This window comes from Mycolicibacterium setense, assembly GCF_000805385.1.
Classification (GTDB): Bacteria; Actinomycetota; Actinomycetes; order Mycobacteriales; family Mycobacteriaceae; genus Mycobacterium; species Mycobacterium setense.
This window is the reverse complement of the sequence record NZ_JTJW01000006.1, coordinates 321,736-343,138: the sequence shown is the minus strand read 5'-3', so window position 1 is coordinate 343,138 and position 21,403 is coordinate 321,736. Positions and strand designations below refer to the sequence as shown.

At 67.9% G+C, this 21,403-nt stretch carries 23 protein-coding genes; 7 read left to right on the top strand and 16 right to left on the bottom strand.

Features of this window, described 5'->3' with window-relative positions:
• Positions 1-366 precede the first annotated feature (366 nt).
• The gene (locus tag QQ25_RS12300) at positions 367-708 is read left to right on the top strand and encodes a PH domain-containing protein (protein ID WP_052235788.1); all 342 of its coding nucleotides are present in this window, start codon (positions 367-369) and stop codon (positions 706-708) included.
• Positions 709-719: 11 nt separating this feature from the next.
• Here the strand turns inward: QQ25_RS12300 and QQ25_RS12295 are convergent, their stop codons facing one another.
• Positions 720-1,562, bottom strand: a complete 843-nt coding sequence (locus QQ25_RS12295; protein WP_039318750.1) for a DoxX family protein — start codon at positions 1,560-1,562, stop codon at positions 720-722.
• 135 nt (positions 1,563-1,697) lie between these two features.
• Here QQ25_RS12295 and QQ25_RS12290 point away from each other — a divergent pair, with 135 nt between their 5' ends.
• Together QQ25_RS12290 and QQ25_RS12285 are read left to right on the top strand one after the other, a co-directional pair.
• Complete coding sequence (locus tag QQ25_RS12290; protein ID WP_198530789.1) at positions 1,698-2,819, top strand: PQQ-dependent sugar dehydrogenase; 1,122 nt, start codon at positions 1,698-1,700, stop codon at positions 2,817-2,819.
• 101 nt (positions 2,820-2,920) lie between these two features.
• Positions 2,921-3,580, top strand: a complete 660-nt coding sequence (locus QQ25_RS12285) for a TetR/AcrR family transcriptional regulator (RefSeq protein ID WP_052235787.1) — start codon at positions 2,921-2,923, stop codon at positions 3,578-3,580.
• 7 nt (positions 3,581-3,587) lie between these two features.
• Here the strand turns inward: QQ25_RS12285 and gatB are convergent, their stop codons facing one another.
• Together gatB and QQ25_RS12275 are read right to left on the bottom strand one after the other, a co-directional pair.
• Positions 3,588-5,099, bottom strand: coding sequence for an Asp-tRNA(Asn)/Glu-tRNA(Gln) amidotransferase subunit GatB (gene gatB / locus QQ25_RS12280; RefSeq protein WP_039318746.1), 1,512 nt, complete (start codon positions 5,097-5,099; stop codon positions 3,588-3,590).
• Positions 5,100-5,124: 25 nt separating this feature from the next.
• Positions 5,125-5,598 carry a MarR family winged helix-turn-helix transcriptional regulator gene (locus tag QQ25_RS12275; RefSeq protein WP_039378940.1) on the bottom strand — a complete coding sequence of 158 codons (474 nt, stop codon included), beginning with the start codon at positions 5,596-5,598 and terminating at the stop codon, positions 5,125-5,127.
• Positions 5,599-5,672: 74 nt separating this feature from the next.
• Here QQ25_RS12275 and QQ25_RS12270 point away from each other — a divergent pair, with 74 nt between their 5' ends.
• The gene (locus QQ25_RS12270; protein WP_039378939.1) at positions 5,673-6,365 is read left to right on the top strand and encodes an NAD(P)-dependent oxidoreductase; all 693 of its coding nucleotides are present in this window, start codon (positions 5,673-5,675) and stop codon (positions 6,363-6,365) included.
• 6 nt (positions 6,366-6,371) lie between these two features.
• Here QQ25_RS12270 and QQ25_RS12265 read toward each other — a convergent pair whose 3' ends face one another.
• Genes QQ25_RS12265 through gatC form a run of 3 tightly spaced genes read right to left on the bottom strand, consistent with a single transcriptional unit; the run spans position 6,372 to position 9,284 of the window.
• On the bottom strand, positions 6,372-7,403 hold the full coding sequence (locus tag QQ25_RS12265; protein ID WP_039379863.1) for an ATP-dependent 6-phosphofructokinase: 1,032 nt from the start codon (positions 7,401-7,403) through the stop codon (positions 6,372-6,374).
• A gap of 55 nt (positions 7,404-7,458) precedes the next feature.
• Complete coding sequence (gatA, locus tag QQ25_RS12260) at positions 7,459-8,940, bottom strand: Asp-tRNA(Asn)/Glu-tRNA(Gln) amidotransferase subunit GatA (protein WP_039320342.1); 1,482 nt, start codon at positions 8,938-8,940, stop codon at positions 7,459-7,461.
• 5 nt (positions 8,941-8,945) lie between these two features.
• Positions 8,946-9,284 carry an Asp-tRNA(Asn)/Glu-tRNA(Gln) amidotransferase subunit GatC gene (gene gatC / locus QQ25_RS12255; protein WP_039318740.1) on the bottom strand — a complete coding sequence of 113 codons (339 nt, stop codon included), beginning with the start codon at positions 9,282-9,284 and terminating at the stop codon, positions 8,946-8,948.
• Positions 9,285-9,378: 94 nt separating this feature from the next.
• Between gatC and QQ25_RS12250 the strand changes: the two genes are divergently transcribed.
• On the top strand, positions 9,379-10,047 hold the full coding sequence (locus tag QQ25_RS12250; protein WP_204354908.1) for an ACT domain-containing protein: 669 nt from the start codon (positions 9,379-9,381) through the stop codon (positions 10,045-10,047).
• A gap of 6 nt (positions 10,048-10,053) precedes the next feature.
• Here QQ25_RS12250 and ligA read toward each other — a convergent pair whose 3' ends face one another.
• The gene (gene ligA, locus QQ25_RS12245) at positions 10,054-12,156 is read right to left on the bottom strand and encodes an NAD-dependent DNA ligase LigA (RefSeq protein WP_039378937.1); all 2,103 of its coding nucleotides are present in this window, start codon (positions 12,154-12,156) and stop codon (positions 10,054-10,056) included.
• Positions 12,157-12,238: 82 nt separating this feature from the next.
• Between ligA and QQ25_RS12240 the strand changes: the two genes are divergently transcribed.
• The gene (locus tag QQ25_RS12240; RefSeq protein ID WP_039318736.1) at positions 12,239-12,640 is read left to right on the top strand and encodes an MmcQ/YjbR family DNA-binding protein; all 402 of its coding nucleotides are present in this window, start codon (positions 12,239-12,241) and stop codon (positions 12,638-12,640) included.
• A gap of 12 nt (positions 12,641-12,652) precedes the next feature.
• The gene (locus QQ25_RS12235; RefSeq protein WP_039318734.1) at positions 12,653-14,227 is read left to right on the top strand and encodes a 4-coumarate--CoA ligase family protein; all 1,575 of its coding nucleotides are present in this window, start codon (positions 12,653-12,655) and stop codon (positions 14,225-14,227) included.
• A 34-nt stretch (positions 14,228-14,261) separates the two neighbouring features.
• Here the strand turns inward: QQ25_RS12235 and QQ25_RS12230 are convergent, their stop codons facing one another.
• The 9 genes from QQ25_RS12230 to QQ25_RS12190 form a co-directional block, all read right to left on the bottom strand.
• Positions 14,262-14,585, bottom strand: a complete 324-nt coding sequence (locus tag QQ25_RS12230; RefSeq protein ID WP_039378936.1) for an ArsR/SmtB family transcription factor — start codon at positions 14,583-14,585, stop codon at positions 14,262-14,264.
• On the bottom strand, positions 14,582-15,076 hold the full coding sequence (locus QQ25_RS12225; RefSeq protein WP_039378935.1) for an SRPBCC family protein: 495 nt from the start codon (positions 15,074-15,076) through the stop codon (positions 14,582-14,584). The genes QQ25_RS12230 and QQ25_RS12225 overlap by 4 nt, the downstream gene beginning before the upstream one ends.
• A 69-nt stretch (positions 15,077-15,145) precedes the next feature.
• On the bottom strand, positions 15,146-16,156 hold the full coding sequence (locus QQ25_RS12220) for a uroporphyrinogen decarboxylase/cobalamine-independent methonine synthase family protein (RefSeq protein WP_039378933.1): 1,011 nt from the start codon (positions 16,154-16,156) through the stop codon (positions 15,146-15,148).
• A 10-nt stretch (positions 16,157-16,166) separates the two neighbouring features.
• Positions 16,167-17,237 carry a tRNA 2-thiouridine(34) synthase MnmA gene (gene mnmA / locus QQ25_RS12215; protein ID WP_039318726.1) on the bottom strand — a complete coding sequence of 357 codons (1,071 nt, stop codon included), beginning with the start codon at positions 17,235-17,237 and terminating at the stop codon, positions 16,167-16,169.
• Positions 17,234-18,460, bottom strand: a complete 1,227-nt coding sequence (locus QQ25_RS12210; protein WP_039378932.1) for a cysteine desulfurase family protein — start codon at positions 18,458-18,460, stop codon at positions 17,234-17,236. The genes mnmA and QQ25_RS12210 overlap by 4 nt, the downstream gene beginning before the upstream one ends.
• A 47-nt stretch (positions 18,461-18,507) precedes the next feature.
• Positions 18,508-19,389, bottom strand: a complete 882-nt coding sequence (locus QQ25_RS12205; protein ID WP_201774224.1) for a lysophospholipid acyltransferase family protein — start codon at positions 19,387-19,389, stop codon at positions 18,508-18,510.
• The gene (locus QQ25_RS12200) at positions 19,386-20,246 is read right to left on the bottom strand and encodes a GNAT family N-acetyltransferase (protein ID WP_039378930.1); all 861 of its coding nucleotides are present in this window, start codon (positions 20,244-20,246) and stop codon (positions 19,386-19,388) included. Before QQ25_RS12200 ends, QQ25_RS12205 begins: the two co-directional genes overlap by 4 nt.
• A gap of 86 nt (positions 20,247-20,332) precedes the next feature.
• A complete protein-coding gene (locus QQ25_RS12195) occupies positions 20,333-20,992 on the bottom strand; it encodes a nitroreductase (protein ID WP_039378928.1) in 660 nt (219 codons plus the stop codon).
• Positions 20,992-21,402, bottom strand: a complete 411-nt coding sequence (locus QQ25_RS12190; protein WP_029111435.1) for a cupin domain-containing protein — start codon at positions 21,400-21,402, stop codon at positions 20,992-20,994. The genes QQ25_RS12195 and QQ25_RS12190 overlap by 1 nt, the downstream gene beginning before the upstream one ends.
• Position 21,403: the final 1 nt, after the last annotated feature.

Below are 21,403 nucleotides of genomic sequence, written 5' to 3'. Positions count from 1 at the left end.
TCTTTTTTCACTGGTGGCGGCGCCTTTTGGCAAATAAAAAACCCCCGTCAGCCGGTAGCTGTACGAGGGTGGCGCGTCGATGCGGTCGGCTATGCCCGGCAGGGGGCCAGCGCGGCATCAACGCGCCAACCAATTACTACGAGCGATCCGGGGGTGTGCATAGCACCTGACGGTAGCTGCCGTACAGGTTAAAGGTCAAATTCGCCCTCAGCAGGACGACCACAGGACGACCACGAGCCGCGCGGCGGACCGCCCATGTGCTGGGGCAACCGGGTGACGGCCGACGGGCCGAGCGTGCGCTGGTGCAAGGATGAACCCGTGAGCGCACGATCGGCAACCGCCCCTGTCGTCATCCGGATATCGCCCATGGCGCACCTGGCAGTCGGCTTCCTGACGCTCGGCCTACTGACCCTGGTGCTGAGCAATCCAACCTTGTTCTCAGTGCTGCTGGTGATCCCGATTGTCTTGTCGGCGGCCATCATTCGGTACCGCACCACCGCCGATGCCGACACCGTCACAGCACGTTCCCTCACCCGCAGCCGCACAGTGTCGTGGGGCGATATCAAGGGACTGCGATTCGACCGGTCGTCGTGGGCGATTGCCGACCTCGACGACGGAACCGACCTGCGCCTGCCCGCCGTGACTTTCGCGACATTGCCGTTGCTGACCGAGGTGAGCGGCGGCCGCGTACCGAATCCGTACGCCTGACGGGTCAGCGCTCAGCCGAGCGGATTACCGCCGTTGAGCAGCACCCAGATGGCGATGCCGCCGGCCACGCCGAGCAACAGGGCCACAAATGATCCGACGAAGGGTCGTCGGGCCCAGCCGCGACCGGCGTCGAATCCGTAGCGGCCCGGGCCGGTCAGGATGATCGCGGCCGCAGCCACGAGGACGATCATCCGGTATTCGGTGCCGTCGGTGATGACCTCCGAGAGCCGGGCCTGCTCATGGGCCGCCATCGCCGTCGCGAGCACCCCATTGATCAGGTAAGCCAGCGCGCCGGCCGCCGCGATCGGCGTGAACAGGCCCAGAACCAAAAGGACACCGGCGGCGATCTGCCCTCCGGTGGCCGCATAGGTGAGAATGTCGGCGTTCTTGAAGCCCATCTCGTTCAGCGATGAGTTGAACCCGTCCAGTCCCGGGCCACCCCACCAACCGAAGGCCTTTTGCAGGCCATGGATGATCATCAGCCCACCGAGGGCCACGCGCAGGATCAGCAGACCGAGGTCCTGGGTACCTCTGCGACCGGCAGCCCTGACCCGGTCGTCCACGAATTCGTCGCGCTCGATCTCGGCCGGTTCGGCCGCGAAAGGCCCGATCGGGGCAGGTCCGCCCGGTTGCGCGTACGGCAGTGGCTCAGGGTCGGAGACCATGCTGAACGCCGACTGGTCGTCCGATTTGGAGTCGTAGCGGGGAATCGCGGTGGTTTCGAAGTCCCCGCCGTATGTCGCCGACGGCAGATCGTCTTCTGGGTCGACCAGGCTGGCCCCGGCCGGCCTGGCGGAATCGTCCGAGTAACCCGGTCGTTGCCAGGCTTGTGGGTCCTGCGGGTGACTGGTCACAGCTGCCAGGGTAAGTGCAAGGTCGGTCCGATCGGGGTATTTACCCCGGCGCTTCTGCCTGGTATCGGGCTGCTATGGACCTGGTGCGTGGTCCCGACGTGGCGCGTACTGCCGAGGCATCCGTAATCTGGCGGCATGAAATCGCGTCGGCGGATGACGGGGGTGGCCGCCGTTCTGTGTGCCGCGATGCTGGTCGGTTCGGGCTGCGCCCGGTTCGACGCGGCCCAGTCCGAGCCTTTCACCACGGAACCGAAGATGGAACCGGGGCCGACCACGACCCCGCCGCCACCTCCACCACTGCCGGCCAAGCCGTTCCCCAAGGAATGCAAGGCGACAGGTGTGATGCAGGGCTGCCTGGACAGCACCAGCGGTTTGGTCATGCTGCCCGACAGCCAGTCCGCCCTGGTCGGAGAGCGGCTCACCGGCGCGGTCAAGCAGGTGTCGGTGAAGGCCGAGCCGAAGGTGAAGGTCACGATTCCGGTCGATCCGTCCGGCGACGGCGGCCTGATGGACATTGTGTTGTCGCCGACCTACGGCCAGGACCGGTTGATGTACGCCTACGTCAGCACACCGACCGACAACCGGGTGATCCGCATCGCCGACGGAGACGTACCCAAGCCGATCCTCACCGGAATCCCCAAGGGCGCCAGCGGCAACATGGGGTCACTGACCTTCACCAGCAAGACCACCCTGTTGGTGCAGACAGGCGACGCCGGCGATCCGGCACTGGCCGCCGATCCCGCGTCGCTGGCCGGCAAGGTGCTGCGCATCGAGCAGCCCACCACGGTCAACCAGGCCCCGATCACCACGGCGCTGAGCGGACTGGGGGCCGCCGGGGCCATGTGTGTCGATTCGTCGGACGGCTCGCTCTACGTCACCGACCGCACCCCGAGCGCAGACCGCCTGCAGCGGGTCACCAAGGACTCCAAGGTGTCCACGGTGTGGACCTGGCCGGACCGCCCCGGGGTTGCCGGGTGCGCTGCCCTGGAGGGCACCGTGCTGGTCAACCTCGTCAGCTCCAAGAAGACCGTCGCGGTGCGCCAGGCCCCCGATACGGGCGCGGTCACCGGTGACCCGGAGGTGGTCCGCGATAACGTGCGCGGCCACGCGTGGGCGTTGCAGCTCTCCCCCGACGGCAACGTGTGGGGCGCGACGGTCAATCGAACCGCGGGCGATGCCGAGAGCTTCGACGACGTCGTGTTCCCGCTCTTCCCGCAGGGCGGCGGCTTCCCGCGCAGCAACGCCGATAACACCTGAGCCACAACATATTTCGTTCCGCTGCGACTCGGCGGACTGCGGTGGAACCCAGCCCGCAGACCGCTCGGTACGCATCGGAATCTCACAACAGACCCTTAGAAATGGTTCGCCTATCACGTACCATTGGCCGGGTGCCTGACCGCCAGCGCCGCAGATATGCTCCGCGGCTACCGCGTGAAGAACGGCGCGAGCAACTACTCGACGCGGCGCTGTCGGTGCTCCACGACTGCCCCTTGCACGAGCTGAGGATGGAAGCCGTTGCCGAGGCAGGCGGTGTCGGCAAACCCGTCCTCTACACCGCATTCCGGACGCGAACCGAACTGGTGACCGCCCTGCTCATCCGCGAACATCAGCATGGGCTGAACCAGGTGTTGAACGCCATGCCCAAGAATCTGTCCGCGGCGAGCCCGACCGACGCCTACACCGCGACGGTCACCGGTTTCCTGCGCTGCGTCTTGGAGAATCCGACCCGCTGGCGACTGATCCTCACGGTGCCCGACAGCGCTCCGCGGGACTATCGGGCGGCCGTCCGCAACGCGCGCAACCAGATCCTCACGCAGGTCGAGGAGATGGCCAAGGCCGGCATCGCGGTCGATCCCCGGCTGGCCGCCCTTGACCCGGAACTGCTCGGGCATACCTTGCTGTCGTTCGCCGAGATGTTGGGCCGCCTGGCCGTCCACGATCCGGACAACTATCCGCGCGAGCGGCTCGAACAATATGCCGCTGCGGCGATGACGATGTTCGCGCGTTCGGTGAGCTGACCGGCGCTCATCCGCTCTGGCCGCAGGCGGCCAGGACCAACTCGCGAACTCGGGCCGCGTCGGCGGATCCCTTGGTCGCCTTCATCACCGCACCGACGATCGCACCGGCGGCCTGGACCTTGCCGCCGCGGATCTTCTCCACGACGTCGGGCTGAGCCTCGAGCGCTTTATCAACGGCCGCCTGGATCACCGAGTCGTCACGCTCGAGCGCCAACCCCCGGTCGGCCATGACCTGCTCGGGTTCGCCTTCACCGGCCAGCACGCCCTCGACCACCTGCCGGGCCAGCTTGTTCGACAGCTTGCCCTCGTCGACGAGCTTGACCACGGTGGCCACCTGGGCCGGGGTGATGGGCAGCGCGTCGAGTTCGACGCCGCTTTCGTTGGCCTTCTGCACCAGGAAGTTGCCCCACCAGGCGCGGGCCTGCTCGCTGGAGGCGCCGTGGGCGACGGTGGCGGTGATCAGGTCGAGTGCGCCGATGTTCACCAGGTCGCGCATCACCTCGTCAGAGACGCCCCACTCCTCCTGAATCCGCTTGCGCGCCAACCACGGCAGCTCAGGGATGGTCTGACGCAGCTGGTCGACCAGCTCATCGCTGGGAGCAATCGGCTCAAGGTCGGGCTCGGGAAAGTAGCGGTAGTCCTGCGCGGTTTCCTTGCTGCGCCCCGGCGAGGTGTAGCCGTCCTCGTGGAAATGCCGAGTCTCCTGGGTGACCGTGCCGCCCGAGTTGAGAACCGCTGCCTGACGGCGCATTTCGTACCGGACGGCAACTTCGACGCTCTTGAGCGAGTTCACGTTCTTGGTCTCGGTGCGGGTGCCGAACTCAGTGGCACCAACCGGCTTGAGGGACAGGTTCGAGTCACACCGCATCGAACCCTGGTCCATGCGCACATCCGATACACCCAAGCTGCGCAACAGGTCTCGCAGTGCGGTGACATAGGCGCGGGCGATTTCGGGGGCGCGGGCACCGGTGCCCTCGATCGGCCTGGTGACGATCTCGATCAGTGGAACGCCGGCCCGGTTGAAGTCGGCCAGCGAGGTCGTCGCGCCAGCGATGCGCCCGGTATCGCTGCCCAGGTGCGTCAGCTTGCCGGTGTCCTCCTCCATGTGCGCGCGCTCGATCTCGACGCGGAAGGTGGTGCCGTCGTCGAGCGGCACGTCGAGGTATCCGTCGACGGCGATCGGCTCGTCGTACTGCGAGATTTGATAGTTCTTGGGCTGATCGGGATAGAAGTAGTTCTTCCGCGCGAACCGGCCCCACGGGGCGATGTCGCAGTTGAGCGCAAGGCCGATGCGGATCGCCGCCTCGACGGCCGCGTCGTTGAGCACCGGCAGAGAGCCCGGCAGCCCGAGGCACACGGGGCAGACCAGCGTGTTGGGCTCGGCGCCGAACCGATTGGCGCAGCCGCAGAACATCTTGGTGGCCGTGGACAGCTCGACGTGCACCTCCATGCCCATCACGGGCTCGTAGGCGGCGATGACGTCGTCGTAGTCAACGAGTTCAGCGGTAGCGGCAGACATGGCGTCGATCCTAATGGGCGCCCGTTCAGGCCAGTCCGGGGTGGACGCCGGGGATCAGGCCGGCCGCAGCGGACAGCCGCCGCAGCGTGTCTCGCAACGCCTCGCGTTCGTCATCGGACAGCGGTGCGGTGAGCTCGCCCTCGAGCGCACGGCCCGCGTCGTCGAGCGCCGGGATCAGTTCACGCGCCCGCCCGGTCAGTGAGACGGCGAATGCGCGCCGGTCGTCGGGGTGTGGCCGGCGTTCGACGAGCTCCTCGGCTTCCAGCGTGTCGATCAGGGTGACCATGACATTGCGGTGCAGACCCAGGCGTTCGTAGAGCTCGCGCTGCGATTGTCCGTCAGCGGCGGCCAGCGCCAGCAGGACCGCGGTGGCCCGGGGGTGCAGGCCCAGTGGTTCGAGCCTGGCTTTGAACTCCTCGGCGACATGTGCGCCGAGTTGGGACAGCAGGAACGGTATGCGCTGATCCAGCGCGCAGACGCCGATCGGTTCATCAGCCACGTAGCGGACACTAGCACCATCGATGATTGTCCCTTATAGTGATTGTCACTATTAGTGACTATTTGGGAGGCCACATGCGAATCGTCATCTTCGGCGCCAACGGGGCAACCGGACGTCTGCTCACCCGCCGCGCCCTCGACGCCGGGCACACCGTCGTGGCGGTCACCCGCCACCCCGGACAGTTTCCGATCAGCGCTGCCGCGCTCACGGTGGCCGAAGCCGATGTGCACGACGCGGCAGCGGTCAGCGCCGTGGTCGAGGGCGCCGACGCGGTGCTGTCCACCCTGGGCGTCACGTTCACCATGGATCCCGTCGACACGTACTCGGTCGGTGTGGGGAACATCGTCACCGCGATGCGCGCGACCGGAGTCGACCGCCTTGCCGTGGTGAGTTCCACCGCCATCGCCGACTACCCCGGCCGGACCGATATGCCCATCGCGCTGCGTGTGGTCCAGCCCGTGATCACCCGCATCTTCGGCAAAACGCTCTACGCGGACATGCGCCGGATGGAGGACATCGTGGCCGCCAGCGGGCTGGACTGGACCATCGTGCAGCCGTCCGGACTGTTCGACCTGCCCTATGTCACCGATTACATCGCCGGGCGGCGTGACCCGGTAGGCGCTTTCACCTCGCGCACCGATCTCGCCGACTATCTGTTGAAGCTGGCCGAACCAGTCGAAACCGGTGCCACCGTGACGGTTTCGACAACAGTCGACACTCCGTCGATGTGGCAGTTGCTGCGCCGCGAAGCTCTCAAGACTGCATGAATTCCCTCAGCCGAAGAACTCGGCGGCGTCGTCGTAACGGGACTGCGGTACCAGTTTGAGGTGGCGCGTTGCATCGGCCAGGGATACCCGGCCGATGTCCTGCCCCTGCAACGCCACCATCATCCCGAACTCGCCGGCATGCGCGGCGTCAGCGGCATTCACGCCGAACCGGGTGGCCAGCACCCGGTCGTAGGCCGTCGGCGTTCCGCCGCGCTGGACGTGACCGAGCACCGTGACCCGGACGTCCTTCTTGATCCGCTTCTCCACCTCGAGCGCCAATTGCTGCGCCACGCCGGTGAATCTCTCGTGGCCGAACTCGTCCATGCCGCCCTGGCGCAGTTGCATGGTGCCCTCGGCGGGTTTCGCGCCCTCGGCCACCACGCAGATGAAGTGCGAGGACCCGTGCTGGAACCGCTTCTTGACCAAGCGGCAGACTTCCTCGACATCGAACGGCTGCTCGGGGATCAGCGTCATGTGCGCACCCGAGGCCAGCCCGGCGTTCAGCGCGATCCAGCCGGCATGCCGGCCCATCACCTCGACCAGCATGACGCGCTGATGCGATTCGGCCGTGCTGTGCAACCGGTCGATGGCCTCCGTCGCCACTTGCAGTGCCGTGTCGTGGCCGAAAGTCACGTCAGTGCAATCGATGTCGTTGTCGATGGTCTTCGGCACCCCGACCACCGGGACATTCTCCTCGGACAACCAGTGCGCGGCGGTCAACGTGCCCTCGCCGCCGATCGGGATCAACACGTCGATCCCGTTGTCCTCGAGGGTCTGCTTGATCTGGTCCAGACCCGCCCGCAACTTGTCCGGATTGACCCGCGCGGTGCCCAATATGGTGCCGCCCTTGGCCAGCAGGCGATCATTGCGATCGTCGTTGGCCAGTTGGATTCGGCGATCCTCCAACAAACCTCGCCAGCCGTCGAGAAATCCGACCACCGACGAGCCGTACCGTTGGTCGCAGGTACGCACCACCGCCCGGATCACCGCGTTCAGGCCAGGACAGTCACCACCGCCGGTGAGAACTCCGATGCGCATGAGCACCATCTTGCCCCGACTGACACCGCCATGCCGGGGATAGGGGCGGGCCCGCCTACAACGCGCTGGGCAACGGGCCGCGGGCGGCCTCGTAGGCCGCGCCGACGCGGTACAGCCGGTCGTCGGCCAGGGCCGGGGCCATGATCTGCAGACCGACGGGCAGGCCGTCGTCGGGTGAGAGACCCGACGGCACCGACATGCCGCAGTGCCCGGCGAGGTTCAGCGGCAGCGTGCACAGGTCGAACAGGTACATGGCGAGCGGATCGTCGACCTTCTCCCCCAAGCGGAACGCCGTCGTCGGCGTCGCCGGGGAGACGAGCACGTCCACGCTCTGGTAGGCCTGCTCCAGGTCGCGGGCAATCAGCGTCCGCACCTTCTGCGCCTGGTTGTAGTAGGCGTCGTAATAGCCGGCGGACAACGCGTAGGTGCCGATCATGATCCGGCGCTTGACCTCTGGGCCGAATCCGGCGGCCCGGGTCAACGCCATGACCTCCTCGGCGCTGTGCGTGCCGTCATCGCCGACGCGCAGCCCGAACCGCATCGCGTCGAAGCGTGCCAGGTTGCTCGACACCTCCGAGGGCAGGATCAGGTAGTAGGCATCCATCGCATGGTCGAAGTGCGGGCAGTCGACCTCGGTGACATCCGCACCGAGCGCGGTCAGCTGAGCGACGGCGGCATTGAACGATTCCAGCACGCCGGGCTGGTAGCCCTCGCCGCGCAGCTGCTTGACGACGCCGACCCGCACGCCCTTGAGATCGCCCGCCGCACCGGCCCGGGCGGCACCGACCACGTCGGGCACCGGCGCGTCGACCGAGGTGGAGTCACGCGCGTCATGACCGGCGATCACCTGGTGCAGCAGCGCGGTGTCCAGCACCGTGCGGGCGCAGGGACCACCCTGATCCAGCGAGGACGCGCAGGCGATCAGGCCGTAGCGCGACACCGTGCCGTACGTCGGCTTCACACCGACGGTCGCAGTCAGCGCGGCCGGCTGGCGGATCGACCCGCCGGTGTCCGTGCCGATGGCCAGCGGCGCCTGATACGCGGCGAGCGCCGCGGCGCTACCGCCACCCGAACCTCCGGGCACCCGCTCGGTGTTCCACGGGTTGCGCGTCGGGCCGTACGCCGAATTCTCGGTCGACGACCCCATGGCGAACTCGTCCATGTTGGTCTTGCCCAGAATCGGGATGCCTGCGGCGCGCAACCGGGTGGTCACCGTCGCGTCGTACGGCGCACGCCAACCCTCCAGGATCTTCGACCCTGCGGTCGTCGGCATGTCGGTGGCGGTGAAGACGTCCTTGAGCGCCAGCGGCACCCCGGCCAGCGGCGAGGGCAGCGTCTCACCGGCGGCGACGGCGGCATCGATCCGGGCCGCCGCGGCCAGCGCGGAATCCGCCGCCACATGCAGGAAGGCGTTGAAGCGGTCGTCGGTCTCCGCGATCTGGTCCAGATGGGCCTGGGTCACCTCGGTTGAGGAGACCTCCTTGGCCGCGATCTGTGCACCCAGTGTCGCCGCGTCGCGGCGGGTCAGCTCACTCATGCCCGTCATTCACCCTCTCCGAGAATTCGCGGCACGGCGAAGCGCCCGTCTTCGGCGCGCGGCGCGGCGGCCAGCGCTTCCTCCTGGGTCAGGCACGGCTGAACGACGTCAGGCCGGCTGACGTTGACGATCCCGGACTCCTCCCCGGGTCGCTGCGCTCCTGCCCGCCGAGCCAGGGGGTTGTCCGTGGGTTCCACACCGGTGACGTCGACGGACTGAATCTGGCTGACGTGGCCGAGGATGGCATCCAGCTGGCCGGCGTAACTGTCCAGTTCGTCGTCGGTCAGCGCCAGACGCGCCAGACGCGCCAGATGGGCTACCTCGTCTCGGGAGATCTTCGACACGACAAAGCAGCCTAGTCAAGCCACCAAACCGGCCTCGCCTCGGCGGTACTCCCGGCGGGTTATCGGCATGCCGCGGACTGCGCGCTGTGCGAAGGTGATGCGCGTGCCTTCGTATCTGCTGCGGGTCCAGCTAGAGGACCGACCAGGCAGCCTCGGCTCGCTCGCCGTGGCGCTCGGGTCGGTCGGTGCCGACATCCTGTCGCTCGACGTCGTCGAGCGCGGAACCGGCTATGCGATCGACGATCTGGTCGTCGACCTGCCGCAGGGCTCGATGCCCGACACTTTGATCACCGCCGCCGAGAACCTCTCCGGGGTCTATGTCGACAGCATCCGTCCCCACATCGGGCTGCTGGAGGCGCACCGCGAGCTCGAGTTGATCGACCACGTCGCGGCCGCACGTGCCAAGGCCGATCGGTTGCGGGTCCTCGCCGAAGAGGCGCCCCGGGTTCTGCGCGTCAGTTGGTGCGTCGTGGTCCGGGCAACCGCGACCGGCGTCGAACGTATCGCCGGGAGCCACGGCGCGCCCGAGACGCAGGCCCGCTCGGCGCCGTGGTTGCCGCTCGAGCAGGCTGCCGCGCTCGACGGCACCGAGGACTGGGTGCCTCAGGTGTGGCGCGATATGGACACCACACTGGCCGCCGCGCCCTTGGGCGATCACAACACCGCCGTCGTGCTGGGCCGTCCCGGCGGTCCGGGATTCCGGCCGTCGGAGGTCGCCCGGTTGGGTTACCTGGCCGGGATCGTCGCCACGATCCTGCGCTGAGTGCCCCTAGCTGTCGTCAGGCTCTGACTCGTCCGGGGTCGACGGCGGGCCTTCGGCCAGCAAGGTCCGGAAGCCGTCCTCGTCGAGGATGGGGACGCCGAGTTCCACCGCCTTGTCGTACTTGGATCCCGGTGCGTCCCCCGCGACCACATACGCGGTTTTCTTGGAGACCGAGCTGGCGGCCTTGCCGCCGCGGCTGATGATGGCCTCTTTGGCCTCGTCCCGGGAGAACCCGGGCAGAGACCCGGTCACCACGATGGACAGCCCTTCCAGGGTGCGTTCGATGCTGGCGTCGCGCTCGTCGGCCATCCTGACCCCGGCCGCGCGCCATTTGTCGACGATGGCGCGGTGCCAGTCGACCGTGAACCAGTCGACGACGGCCGCGGCGATGGTCGGGCCCACACCTTCCACCGCGGCAAGCTGCTCCTCGCGGGCCGCGATGATGGCGTCCAGGCTGGCGAACTCGGTGGCCAGCGCCCGCGCGGCGGTGGGGCCGACATGGCGGATCGACAACGCCACCAGCACCCGCCACAGCGGCTGGGCCTTGGCCTTGTCCAGGTTGGCCAGCAGCCGCTTGCCGTTGGCCGACAGCTCGCCGGCCTTGGTGGTGAACAGTTCGGTGCGCAACAACTGTTCGGCGGTGAGGGTGAAAAGGTCGCCCTCGTCGGCGATCACCCCGGCCTGCAACAGCGCGGTGGCCGCCTCATAGCCCAGCCCCTCGATGTCGAACGCGCCGCGGCCCGCGACATGAAACACCCTCTCCCGCAACTGGGCTGGGCAACTGCGGGTGTTCGGGCAGCGGATGTCGGCGTCACCCTCCTTGGCCGGCGCCAGCACCGTGCCACATTCAGGGCAGTTGGTCGGCATGACGAACGGACGCTCGGATCCGTCGCGCAGATCGACCACAGGGCCGAGCACTTCGGGGATGACGTCGCCGGCCTTGCGGATCACCACGGTGTCGCCGATCAGCACCCCCTTGCGCTGAACTTCGGTCGCGTTGTGGAGCGTGGCCAGCCCGACGGTCGAACCGGCCACCTTGACCGGCTCCATGTAGGCGAACGGGGTGACCCTGCCGGTGCGGCCGACGCTCACCCGGATGTCGAGCAGTTTCGTGGTCGCCTCTTCCGGCGGGTATTTGTAGGCCACCGCCCAGCGAGGCGCGCGCGAGGTCGAGCCGAGCCGGCGCTGCAGCGCCACCTCGTCGACCTTGACCACCAGACCGTCGATCTCATGGTCGACGTCGTGGCGGTGCTCACCCCAGTAGGCGATGCGCTCGGCGACGGCGGCGACATCGGAGACCTTCGCGGTGTGCTCGGACACCGGCAGGCCCCACTGGCCCAGCGCCCGGTAGGCGTCGTGCAACGACTTGAACGGGAACCCCGCCGGGGTTTCGATGTGCCCCAGACCGTGGCAGATCATCCGCAGCCGCCGGCGCGCGGTGACCGCCGGATTCTTCTGCCGCAGCGAGCCCGCTGCGCTGTTGCGGGGGTTGGCGAACGGCGGTTTGCCCTCGGCGACCAACCCGGCGTTGAGCTCCTCGAAGTCGGCGACCCGGAAGAACACCTCGCCGCGCACCTCCAGCACCTCGGGCACCGGAAACTCATCGGAGCCCGTGAGCCGCTCCGGGATGTCGGAGATGGTGCGGGCGTTGAGCGTCACATCCTCGCCGCTGCGCCCGTCACCGCGGGTGGCCGCCCGGACCAGCCGGCCGTTGCGATAGACGAGCGCCAACGCGACGCCGTCGATCTTCAGCTCACACAGAAAGTGCGCGGCGTTGCCTGTCTCCCCGCTGATCCGCGCCGCCCAGGCCGACAGCTCGTCGGAATCGAACACGTTGTCCAGGGACAACATCCGTTCCAGATGCTCGGCCGGGGCGAATTCGGTGGAGAACCCGGCGCCGCCGACGAGTTGGGTCGGGGAATCCGGGGTCCGCAGCTCGGGGTGCTCCTCCTCGAGTGCCTGCAACTGCCGCAGCAGCACGTCGAAATCGGCGTCGGAGATGATCGGCGCGTCTTTGACGTAGTACCGGAACTGGTGGCCTCGCACCTCTTCTGCGAGTTCCTGCCAACGTCGTCGCAGGTCAGCGTCTCCAGTGTCGTTCGAGGTCACCCCCGCAGGTTAGTCCAGGGCTATGACACGGGAGTCAGCCGCTGGTCGCAGACGGTACCGGGCGTCCCACTAATCTGAGGGGATGCCGCACCCGATCATGTTCAGCGACGACGACTTGGGCCTGGCCGAACTCCGCACCGTTGCCCTGGGATTTCCCGAAGCGTTCGAGAAGATCTCGTGGGGCAGGCCGGTGTTCTGCGCGCCGAAGATGTTCGCCATGTACGGCGGCAACGTCAAACCCGAGGGCCGCGGCGAGATGGTGCCGTATCCGCATTCACTGCTGATCAAGGTCGACGAGAGCGACCGACGGGCACTCGAACAGGACAGCCGTTTCTTCTTCCCGGCCTACATGGGGCCCTTCGGCTGGCTTGGTCTGGACTTCACTGCGGCGAAGGTGGATTGGGGCGAGGTTCGCGAACTTGTCGACGCCTCGTTCCGCCTGGTCGCCTCGCGCCGGCTCATCAAACAACTCGACGAGAACTGATCGGAAGCAGCCATGAGTATCGCCAGCCCATTCCCCGACGTCGATCTGCCTACGGTCAGCGTCTACGACTACCTGTTCGCCGACATGTCGGCAGCCGATGCCGGCCGGATCGCCTTGGTGGACGCCAAGTCCGGCACCGAGACCAGCTATGGCGAGCTGGTGAGCCGGATCGACGCGTTCGCCGGCGGCCTGGCCGCCCGCGGAATCGGTGTCGGCGACGTGGTGGCACTGCTGTCACCGAACAGTTCGGGTTTCGCGATCGCGTTTCACGGGATCCTGCGCGCGGGTGCCACCGCCACCACCGTCAACGCGTTGTTCACCGCCCGCGACATCGCCAAGCAGCTCAAGGATTCGAATGCCCGCCTGTTGGTCACGGTCAGCGCTCTGCTGCCCCAAGCGCTCGAGGGAGCAGCAGGGGCCGGCCTCACCGAGGATCTCGTGGTGGTGCTCGACGGCGACGGCCTCGGCGCCGAGGGCCCCGCACCGGATGTGAGCTTCGATCCGGCCACTCATCTCGCCGCCCTCCCCTACAGCTCGGGAACCACGGCGAATCCCAAGGGCGTCATGCTCACCCACGCCAATCTGACGGCCAATGTCGCACAGATCCGACCGCTACAGGGTCTGACCGCCGATGACCGACTGCTGGCCGTGCTGCCCTTCTTCCACATCTATGGCATGACAGTGCTGCTCAATGCCGCCCTGCACGCCCGCGCCCAACTGGTCATCATGCCGTCGTTCGATCTCGGCGATTTCCTGGGCAACATCGCCAACCACCGGTGCACATTCGTCTACATCGCCCCGCCGGTGGCCGTCGCCCTGGCCAAGCATCCGCTGGTCGATTCCTATGACCTGTCCTCATTGCGGGCAGTCTTGTCCGGCGCCGCATCGCTCGATGCCGACCTCGGCCGCGCCGTGGCAGATCGCCTGGGCTGCACCGTGTCTCAGGGTTACGGCATGAGCGAATTGAGTCCGGTCAGCCACATCACTCCGCACGACGGTGGACTGGCGTCGTGCGGCACGGTGGCGCCGCTGGACTCGTGCGGCTGGACCGTGCCCAACAGCGTCAGCAAGCTGGTCGACCCCGACACCGGCGATGAAATCGAGATCCCGGCAGAGGGTTTGAGCGCGACCGGCGAACTGTGGTTCAAGGGGCCCAATGTGATGGCCGGTTACCTCAACAATGACGCGGCCACCGAGGAGACCATCGACGCCGACGGGTTCCTGCACACCGGAGATCTGGCCCAGGTCGATGCCAACGGCTGCGTCTACGTCGTGGACCGGCTGAAGGAACTCATCAAATACAAGGGCTACCAGGTGCCGCCCGCCGAACTGGAGGCCGTGCTGCTCGGCCACCCCGGTATCGCCGATGCTGCGGTGATCGGGGTGCAGGACAGAGAATCCGGCGAGGAAGTACCGAAAGCCTTTGTGGTCAAACAGCCTTCGTCGGAGTTGAGCGCCGACGAAGTGATGGCGTTCGTGGCCGGACTGGTCGCGCCCTACAAGAAGGTGCGCCAGGTCGAGTTCATCGACGCGATCCCCAAGTCGTCGGCCGGCAAGATCCTGCGCCGGGAGCTCCGCAGCAGATAGTCGTCGTCTATTGTCATGCTGAGCGCAGGACCGCTCAGTCCTCGACGTAGGCCCGCAAGCGGTCGATCGCATTGTCCCAGCGGCGTGAAAGGGCTGTCAGGTAGTCGCTTGCCTGCACCAGTGGTTCGGGCTGGATCCGCCAGATGCGTTCCCGGCCCTTGCGATCGCTGGTCACCAGGCCCACCGCCTCCAGTAGCAGCAAGTGTTTGGTCGCGGCTTGACGCGTCACCGGAATCACCTGCGTCAGTTGCACTGTCGAGCACGGTCCACCCTCACAGAGCCGGGTGACGATGCGCAACCGGTTGGGATCGCCGAGCGCGTCGAAAATTGGTGCGCGCTCGGCGACGGTGATGCTCACACCGGCTCGCCGAGCGCGAGGTACTTGCGCACCATCTCAGCCTGGTGGGCCCAACCCTCGCTGTTGGCGTCGAACGCCGACTTCCGCCGCGCCGCGGGAATCGCATCGAACCCGGATTCGACGATCCGGAGCAGCACCCCGCCGTCAGCCTCGGCCAGGATGAACTCGACGAGCGTGGTTGGCGCCTCCGGTTCGCGGGAGCCGGGTTCGACGGCGAACGGATGCCAGCGGAAGGCCAACCGATGCGGCGGCTCGACCGCCACGATGTGCCAGGCGTCGGCTTCACCGGCGTAGGGCTCCTGCATGGCCGCGACCTCGTCGTCGACCTCGGTCGGCGTGATCACTCCGTTGACCGATCTCCCGGCGACGAACGGCCCGTCGAACCGGACTCCGAACCAGCGGCCGAATTCGTCGGAATCGCTGATGGCCCGCCACACCCGGTCCAGGGGCGCCTTCAGCAGGACTTCTTTCTCGATCCGATCAGTACTCATAAGCAACCTTTCAGTTGCCTTTTAGCCTAAGTCCATAGCGAGCCATGCGCAACCTTTTGGTTGCCTTTTCTAGATGGCGTCCGGGTCCTCGGCGAAAGCATCGGCCGCCTTCTGCGCGAGTTCCACCGCGGTACGCGCCCATTGCGCGGTGGCGCCGGCCAACCCACACGACGGCGTGATGCCGATGCGGTCCCGCAGGACTGCCCGGTTGAAGCCGAGCCGGTCGGTCAGCGTCACTGCTGACCGGGCGACCTCTTCGACTGACGGTCCGTCCTGGGGAGCGGTCGATGGCACCACGCCGAGCAGCACGGTGCGTCCCGAGTCGACGAACTCTCCGATACCGTCCAGATCAGCCGGCGTCAGGGTCGACACATCGACCGACACCGCGTGAACAGCGCTGCGCAACAACGCCTTCCACGGCAGGTCAGGCGCGCAGCTGTGTAGTGCGACGTCCGTGCCGGCCGCCGTGACACACGCGTCGAGCAGGTTCATCGCCAACGGCTCATCCACCGGATGCACCGGTGTGAAGCTGGTGATTCCGGAAAGGCGGCCGGCGAGCGCCGCGGGTAGCGACGGTTCGTCGAGCTGGACCACGACCGGAGTCTCCAGCCGCCGGGCCACCTCGGCGCGGTGGATCGCCAGCCCCTCGGCGAGCGAGGCCGAAAGGTCGCGCAGCGCACCGCGATCGGTGATGGCCCGATGCCCGTTGGGCAGTTCGAGGTGAGCGGCCAGCGTGATCGGGCCGGGAGCTTGCACCTTGACCGCACGGCCACTGCCCCGCAGTCCGGCACGCTCCCAGGCCTCTTCGAGCGCGTCGACGTCCTCGCCGAGCAGGCTCACCGCCCGCCGTAGCGCAGTGCTGCGACCGCCGGCGATACGGTACCCGCGCGGCACGGTGTCGATGCCGATGTCGACCAGCAGCGCCCCGGCCCGCCCGATCAGATCGGCGCCGATTCCGCGTGCAGGAAGCTCCACGAGGTGCGACAGGGTGTGCAGTTCACCGACCACGACCTCTGCGGCCGCGCGGGGCTCTGTGCCGGGCCAGGAACCGATACCGGTCGCCGCTGCGAAAATGCTCACTCGAAAACGCTCACGCGCGCGTGATGGTCGCGCTGGCGATGACCTCGTCGCCCTCGACGTCAGGCCGGTACAGCACCATGGTCTGCCCGGGTGCCACGCCCCGCAACGGTGCCCGCAGCGATACCGACAGCCTGCCGTCGCGCAGCTCGGCCACCGCGTCGGTGATCCCGCCGTGCGCACGCACCTGAATCTGGCACTCCACCGGCCCGTGCAGGGCAACCCCGCTGGTGAACACCGGCTTGTCGCCGACCAGTTCCCAGATCTCGAGGTCCTCGACCGATCCCACCCGCACGGTGCCCGTCTCGGCATCGATCGCGGTCACATACCGCGGCCGGCCGTCCGCACCCGGTCCGGCGATGCCCAGACCCTTGCGCTGCCCGATCGTGAAACCGTGCACGCCTTCATGTTCGGCGAGCACGGTGCCCTCGTTGTCGATGACCGCGCCACGCCGAACTCCGATGCGGGCGCCCAGGAACGCCTGGGTGTCCCCGGAGGGGATGAAGCAGATGTCATGGCTGTCGGGCTTCTTCGCGACGGCCAGGCCACGCTCGGCGGCCTCGGCGCGGATCTGCGACTTGGGTGTGTCGCCGATCGGGAAGATCGCGTGCGCCAGCTGTTCGGCGGTCAGCACGCCCAGCACATAGGACTGGTCCTTGTCGGCGTCGACAGCGCGGCGCAGCCGCCCGTCGGCCAGCCGCGCATAGTGACCGGTGGCGACAGCGTCGAAACCGAGCGCCAGCGCCCGCGCGGCCAGCGCGGAGAACTTGATCCGCTCGTTGCAGCGCACACAAGGGTTCGGAGTTTCGCCCCGGGCGTACGACTCGACGAAGTCGTCGATCACGTCGTCCTTGAACCGCTCGGCGAAATCCCATACATAGAACGGGATGTCGAGAATGTCGGCCACCCGGCGGGCATCGCCGGCGTCCTCCTTGGAACAGCACCCCCGCGATCCGGTGCGCAATGTTCCCGGCGCCGAGGACAGCGCCATGTGGACACCGACGACGTCATGGCCCGCGTCGACCATCCGGGCGGCGGCCACCGAGGAATCCACGCCACCGCTCATCGCGACCAGGACCCTCATGAGAAAGTCCTCCCCGCACTGGCAAGGGCCGCCTGCCGGGCCCGCTCGACAGCCGCGGGCAACACCTCGAGCACTGCGTCGATGTCGGCGTCAGTGCTGGTGTGTCCCAACGAGAACCGCAGTGAGCCCCGCGCCGTCGCCGGATCGGCACCCATGGCGATCAGGACGTGCGACGGCTGCGCCACGCCGGCGGTACACGCAGAGCCGGTGGAGCATTCGACACCCTTGGCGTCGAGCAGCATCAGAAGCGAGTCGCCTTCGCAACCGCGGAAAGTGAAGTGGGTGTTGGCGGGAAGCCGGCCGCCACCTCGCGGACCGTTGAGATGGGTGTCCTCGATCGTGGCCAGCACACCGTCGATCAGCCGGTCCCGCAGTGCCTGCACCCGCGCAGCGTGCTCGGCGAGCCCGCCGACGGCCACCTCGGCGGCCGCCGCCATCGCCACCGCGCCGGCCACGTCGGGCGTACCGGAACGGACGTCGCGCTCCTGCCCGCCACCGTGCAGCAGCGGCACACAGGCGGTGTCGCGACGCAGTACCAGGGCGCCGACGCCCATCGGGCCGCCGAACTTGTGCGCGGCGACGCTCATCGCCGCCAGGCCGGTGGCCGCGAAATCGACCGGGATCTGGCCTACGGCCTGGATGGCATCGCTGTGCACCGGGACGTCGTACTCGGCCGCGACGGCGGCCAGCTCGGCGATCGGCATGATCGTGCCGACCTCGTTGTTCGCCCACATGACGCTGACGAGCGCGACGTCTGCGGGTCCGTCGCCGGCCTGCAGGGCCGAGCGCAGCGACTCGGGTGCCACGGCTCCCTCGGCGTCGACCGGCAGCCAGGTCACCTCGGCATCTTCATGGTCGACCAGCCATTGCACGGCGTCGAGAACGGCGTGGTGCTCGACGGCAGTGGTGATGATCCGGCGCCGCGTCGGCTCAGCATCGCGGCGAGCCCAGTAGATGCCCTTGACGGCGAGGTTGTCGCTCTCGGTGCCACCGGCGGTGAAGATCACCTCCGAAGGACGGCAACCCAGCAGCTGGGCCAACGTCTCGCGCGCCTCCTCCATCCGCCGACGCGCCAGCCGGCCGGAACCATGCAGCGAGGACGCGTTGCCGACGGCGGCCAGCGCAGCGGTCATCGCCTCGATGGCAGCGGCGTGCATCGGGGTGGTGGCGGCGTGATCGAGATAGACCGGCCCGCCTGAGGAGGAGGTCAGGATGGAGGCCATAACCCTCCTAGGATAGCCGCTGGCGAACTACCCGCTTTCCGGCCGCCTCATGCCACCAGAACGTGCGCGGGAGCATCAGGGCGCTCCTGGCGCTCGGTCCGATCTGAACGGACCACGGCCTCGCAGCGCCCGGCCAGTGCCCGTCGATCGTCACCGGGCAGCTGCAGCGATCCCACGTGGACGTGGCACACCGTGCGACGTGCGGTGATGACCCGCCGCACCGACCGCAGCAGGGTGTCCTCCGCAACAAAAGCCGGGATCGTCGACGGCCGTCCGTCGCGGTGGCGGTAGACCAGCCGCAACGGCTGGACCGGCCTGGCCGCGTCGATGGCAGCCTGGAACATCGCCGGCCGGAACGATCCGTACCCCAGCCCGCACCACGTGGTGCCCTCCGGGAAGGCCACCACGGTGTGCCCGGCGCGCAGGCGTTCGGCCACGGTCTGCACCACCGCGGGCAGCCGGCGCAGGCTGCCCCGGTCGATCGGGATGACCTTCATCACCCGCGCCAACCGCCCCACCGCGGGCCACTCGACCAGGTCGGCACGGGCCACGAACGATCCGGGCAGCACCGCACCGACTGTGAAGATGTCCAGCCAGGACACATGGCCGCTGACCACCAGAACGCCTTGCAGGTTGCGAATCGGCCCGCCCGACAAGGTGATTCGCACCCCGAAGCAGCGCAGCATCAACCGGCAGTAGAACCGCTGTACGTGCGAGCGGCCGGGTATCGGTACCGCCAGCAGCGGCACGCCGGGTGCCAGCAGTACCGCCATGACCACCCGCACCGTGGTGCGGATCCAGACCACGAACCGACGTCCCGCGTCGGCGCCACCTGCATGTACGCAACTGGCGTCGCACGAGGCCTTGGGCAGCCAGGAATGCTCGCGTACGGGATCCAGCTGCGCTCCCCGCGTCCGGGGCGTGGTCACGACGCGCCCCCGCTCATCCCGTCGGCCAGGTCGGCGGCCGCCGAGACCGACCGAAGGCGCTTGAGGTAGCGGACGTCCGCGCGGCGTTTGTCCAGCAGAGCCGGGAAGTCCCCCACCCCGAAGTCCGGATCGTGGGCCGGTTCCCCGCATACCTGGGCGCCGAGCCGCAGATAACCGCGCATCAGCGGCGGCACCGTGGTCCGCGACGGAGGCTCGATGTCATCGAGTCCCCTGCCGTCGAGAACCACCGGCCGGTACGGATACACCGTGTGTTCGGCGGGAGCGGCGTGGCGACGCCGCACGAAGTCACGGATTCCCCGGATCTGGGTTCCAGGCGGGCCGTCGGAGTTCCCCGCGACCGGCACCGAAACACAGCCCGCCACGTAGTCGTACCCGGAGTGGTCGAGGTAGGCCAGGATGCCCGCCCACATCAGCAGGACCACGGCACCGTTGCGGTGATCGGCCCGCACCACCGCGCGGCCCATCTCGACCAGGGACGGGCGCAGCGGGTCGAGCCCGCGTACGTCGAACTCGGTGGCGGTGTAGAGCCCGCCGGCGGCGATGGCGCCGGGCGGGGGCAGCATCCGGTAGCAGCCCACCAACTCACCGGTGCGGTCCTCACGCACCAGCAGGTGGTCGCAGTGCTCGTCGAACCGGTCGGCGTCACGTCCGGCCGCGAATTCCGGGCTCCCCCCGGCCAAGGCGAATCCGGGTTCGGAGGTGAACACGTCGTGCCGGAGCCGCTGGGCGGCTTCGATGAGCTCGGAATCGGCGGACAACAAAAGGGTGTAGCGCGGCGCATCGGACGCCGCGCTGTCGGTGTGATCAGCGGCGATGAGTACAGATGCAGTGCTCATAACCTGCACGGTCGCCCAGTGGGGTCTCCGTACGGCATCGCCCGTGTGACATGTCTGTGAGCGCCAGGTGACTTTTTGGACGGCCCTCAGTCGTCGAGGAACACCACGTTCTCGCCGATCGGGTTGCGCGGGGTATCGAGGTGGTTGGCCGGAAAACCGGGGTCGGCATAGCCGATCGACACCCCGCACAGAATCGTCAGTTCGTCCGGGATGCCGAGGTGTTCACGCAGCACGTCCGGATAGAACGAGATGGACACCTGCACGCAACTGCCGACACCCCTTTCGTTCAACGCCAGCAACAGGGTCTGCAGGAACATCCCGACCCCGAGCGCGTCGACGTTGGTGAAGTCTCGGTGCATGCAGACCACCCCGGCGACCGGCGCGTGGAAGAACGTCCAGTTGCGCTTCTGAGCCGCCCAGCGGGCCTCGGCGTCGTCCCGGGCGATCCCCATGGCCCCATAGACCAGGGCGCCACTCTCCCGGCGCAGATGGGCGAACCGTGCAGGCAGGCCGGCCGAGCCGATCTCCGGCGGCGCCGCCTCGACCGCGGTGAGCAGCGCGTCCACCAATCGGACGCGCCGCTCACCGGTGGCGAAGAAGACGTGCCAGGGCTGTGTGTTCGAGTTCGACGGCGCCCGGATCGCCAGCGCGAGTGCTTGTTCCAGAAGTTCGCGCGGAATAGCCTTGTCCGGCAAGAACATTCGTGACGATCGACGCGATCGGACGACGTCTGCAAACTCGGCCATCAGCGGACTCGCTGATCCTTGCGGGCTTCGAGTTCTTCGTCATCGACGATGACGAGCATCGGTTGACCGGGTACGCACAGCATGTTGACGAGGAATCGCAGCGGGATATCGTCGCGGTTGTTGGCATCCGAGTAATGGATGACGTCACCGCCCGGTTCCCAGAACGCCTCCCCCGCCTTGACCACCCGCGGAGCCTCACCCTCCAACTCGAACAGCATTTCACCCTCGAGCACGTAGCCGAAGGCGGGTCCGGCCGGATGGCGGTGTGGCGGCGCCCCGGGCGACCCGGCGGGCCACTCGATGATCGTCGTCATCACCTCGGCGTTCGGCGGGATGAACGGCGGTGTCACACTGGCGATCACGGTCATCGCATCGTGGAGCGCCTGCTCGCGCTCAGCCGAGACGGGCATG